At 54.2% G+C, this 2,978-nt stretch carries 2 protein-coding genes, 1 tRNA gene and 1 pseudogene; 1 reads left to right on the top strand and 3 read right to left on the bottom strand.

The window, feature by feature from the left end:
* Nucleotides 1-122 precede the first annotated feature (122 nt).
* Nucleotides 123-284, bottom strand: a pseudogene (locus AAFO90_RS24480) (ArdC family protein); the annotation flags it as partial.
* 272 nt (nucleotides 285-556) lie between these two features.
* Here AAFO90_RS24480 and AAFO90_RS24475 point away from each other — a divergent pair.
* Nucleotides 557-632 (top strand) — tRNA-Ile (locus AAFO90_RS24475).
* A 251-nt stretch (nucleotides 633-883) separates the two neighbouring features.
* Here the strand turns inward: AAFO90_RS24475 and AAFO90_RS24470 are convergent.
* Nucleotides 884-2,392, bottom strand: a complete 1,509-nt coding sequence (locus tag AAFO90_RS24470) for a hypothetical protein (protein ID WP_347511140.1) — start codon at nucleotides 2,390-2,392, stop codon at nucleotides 884-886.
* Nucleotides 2,389-2,913 (bottom strand): hypothetical protein, encoded by a 525-nt coding sequence (locus AAFO90_RS24465; protein WP_347511139.1) that lies wholly within the window; start codon nucleotides 2,911-2,913, stop codon nucleotides 2,389-2,391. The genes AAFO90_RS24470 and AAFO90_RS24465 overlap by 4 nt, the downstream gene beginning before the upstream one ends.
* Nucleotides 2,914-2,978: the final 65 nt, after the last annotated feature.

Below are 2,978 nucleotides of genomic sequence, written 5' to 3'. Positions count from 1 at the left end.
GCGGCAGGCGCTTGAGCTATTTGAGGGCTCCGCGCCTGCCGCGCTTGCCAAACCCGAAACCGACGACTACCAAAATCAAACCCGCAGACTCTCGTCATGAGCGAGGGACCAGCGGGGGGCAGGTCAACGCCCTGATAGGGTTCGCCGTTCTGGCGGAGCGGCACGGAACTGCCGCCGACCGTCCAGGGCTTGCGCCAGGGCAGTACGCCCCGGTCGATGATCTTAATGAGTTCGTTGGTGATCGACGCCGCGGCGTCGAACTTTGGCTTGCTGGATTTGGCCATGATGATCTCCGATGTCTGGTAAGCGTGAAGACCCGGAGGTACCGTCAGGAAAACACCCTTGGAGGGTCTGGCAGGGTCCGTCCAGAACCCTGCCAGACCCCCACCCCGTGACTCCGGATCCGGCAAAACCCAAAGCTTGCTTTTACTTTTTTCATATCACTGACACGAAGTGCCTTTCGGCATCCGTCCAGCGGAAGCCCAAAAAACTCGCCAAGCTGACCCTAAGACCCTTGAGCAAGACACCGAATTCGCTCATTCAGTGATCCACATGTGCCTCGGTAGCTCAGCGGTTAGAGCTGACCGCTCATAACGGTTAGGTCGCAGGTTCGAATCCTGCCCGAGGCACCACGCGGACATGGTGGAAAGGTAGACACCGCAGACTTAAAATCTCCTGCTCAATCGAGCGTGCGGGTTCGAGTCCCGCTGTCCCCACCAGAATCGGCCCCGCAACGCTGCAGCACTTTTCGAACCCTCAAAAAGGCTGGCCAACAGGCGGCCTGCAAAGACGTTCAGGTCAATAGGAGGAGCCATTTTCGTTACCGTGCTCGGAGTAGTCCACGAACCATTGAGACTAAGGAAAGCAAGTATCCGTCGGGCTCTCAGACGAAGTAGCGAAATGAGGTCTCGCCCGGCTCAGCGTCTCCGAACTCGTCAAGGATGCCGCCGACTCGACGCGCGAACGACAAAGTCACGGGCCACTTCCCACGAATATCAGCCGTATTCCAATTCATGCGAGTGAGATTCAATACGTCTTGAGCAGCCTCAGTCTTACTACCACCTGACTGCATTCGGATTTCAAACGGCTGCGGAACATGAGGGCCAGGATACGTACCCAACTCTGGCATGAAGCCTGACGTGAATAAGAAGGAGGTACCAGAATTGATAGTGCAAAGTGTTCCGACATTCGGAGGATAGACCCCCAGCCTCAACAGACGCAAACTGCTCGGAACCAGCGTCACGAGATCAACAATGGGGATGTCAGTTAGTGCCGCCTTAATACCCGCAAGTTCGGCGGCATCGAAATATGTGGTCTTGTGCATTACCACTCGTACCGGTGGACCACCCGCACGCGTTGCATATTCCGCCACGATATCTTTTGAGAGATCGTATGCTTGCTCTTCGGAAAGGTGAACATTGCGGCTCTGATCGGGTGTGGCTGGTACGCCATCACCCCGGATTGCAAATCCTTCTCCCTCGCTCGAAAAAGCCTGCGCCAAACTGGATTGAACGATGTGGCGCTTGGTTGTTCTCAGGTGATGGAAAGATATTCCAACAAAGCACGTCTCAGGCCCCGTTTGGGGCAATCGCCATGGAACTCCACCCGCTTTGTAGTAGACACCAACTGAAAAGTTCCATGCTCTGGTGGCAGCATCTTGACCACGAGGCGTGTCCTCAAGAAGGTTCCGGGTGACCATTTGTATCGGAAGCTTGGCTCTGAGCGCACGCGCTTTAAGTGCATGGCGCAAGTCTCTCTTCAGAAAGTCCTCTTCCGTCTGCTCGACTTCTTCAAATAGATCAAACAAATCAAGTTGACCATTGGCCCGAGACCTTCGAATTATAGCTGCAGCTTTCTTTTCCTCGGTTGTCGCGCTTCGCTCTACAGAGTGGGACTTCTTTAGAACCTCGTCTGGCATCGCCATTATGACCAAGTCAGGTCGATTGGAGTCGCGAGCGGCAAGGCTATCCAATGCATCAGCGTAAGCGTCCAGCACCTGCTCGAAGCGGCGGAATGGATCACTGATTGCGAGCGCAGTGCCGAGTTTGTCGCCTACCCCGCTCTCGTCTAGCCGAACAGTCCAACTGTCTTTAGTCACCAGTGCGCTGTGGAACGTCTCCTCGAAACCAGGAAACATCCGTCTCAGTTGTGTTTCGCCTTCCAAAACTGGGATCGGGTTCATGCAGCGCTCTAACCAAGCCCTAGTGAGATCGATCATCCATTGCGGGCCAATTATTCCGACGCCAATCTTCTGCTTCCTTGAAGCCGACCCAAAATGGAGGTCGAATGGCCCCGCCTGTGCCAGTCCTACCTTGGGATCCGAAACCGAAAGAGCACCACCAAATTGAAGGTTTGGGGGCGCCAACTCTTTGACTGACAGCTCTAGCGTCATTGGCCATCGTCCCCACTATCATCATCGGGAACATCTTGTGCTGCATCAACGTCGTCAATCGCTGCAAGATCTTCCAACTCTTGATCAGCCTCCAAAACACTCCGTTCCAGTTCGTCCTCAAGGGTTCGACCATCACCAAATGCTGTCGACTTATAAGCAATTCCGGGGAACGCACTGTTGAGTAGTACTGTTGGCGCATAATCCGAAAGCGTGTTCCTCGTATCAGGTTTCAAGGCAAACACACCTTCAGCCTCCTCGGACAAACATGCCATCCAGAAAGTCACATCGTGCATCACACTTGGATTAAAGTCTCGGGCAGCCCTTTTTGTCGAAAGAATATTTATTCTATCTCTTCCTAAGTACCGGCGATTGCCGTCGCGAGTGAAGACGTAACCCGGGTTGATAAAGAGACCCCAGTCAATCCCAAAGGCCATCAAGGAGTATGTGAAGGCCTTATGTTCGGTCGTGTCTCGGAGTTGGTGGAAATTTGAAGGCGGCGTAATCTCCGGGTGAACATCCACCCACCCAACCGGCGGCGGCAACCGCCAGGGAGATCACGCCATGACCAAGAATACCTATACTTCCA

It is taken from the genome of Phaeobacter sp. CAU 1743, from assembly GCF_039839315.1.
In the GTDB taxonomy this organism is placed as follows: Bacteria; Pseudomonadota; Alphaproteobacteria; order Rhodobacterales; family Rhodobacteraceae; genus Phycobacter; species Phycobacter gallaeciensis_A.
The sequence above is the reverse complement of the archived record's forward strand: the minus strand, read 5'-3'. Positions and strand labels throughout refer to the sequence as shown.

Excerpts from the sequence above, each read along its gene's own strand:
- AAFO90_RS24470 (WP_347511140.1), bottom strand. The coding sequence starts at position 2,392 with ATGACGCTAGAGCTGTCAGTCAAAGAGTTGGCGCCCCCAAACCTTCAA.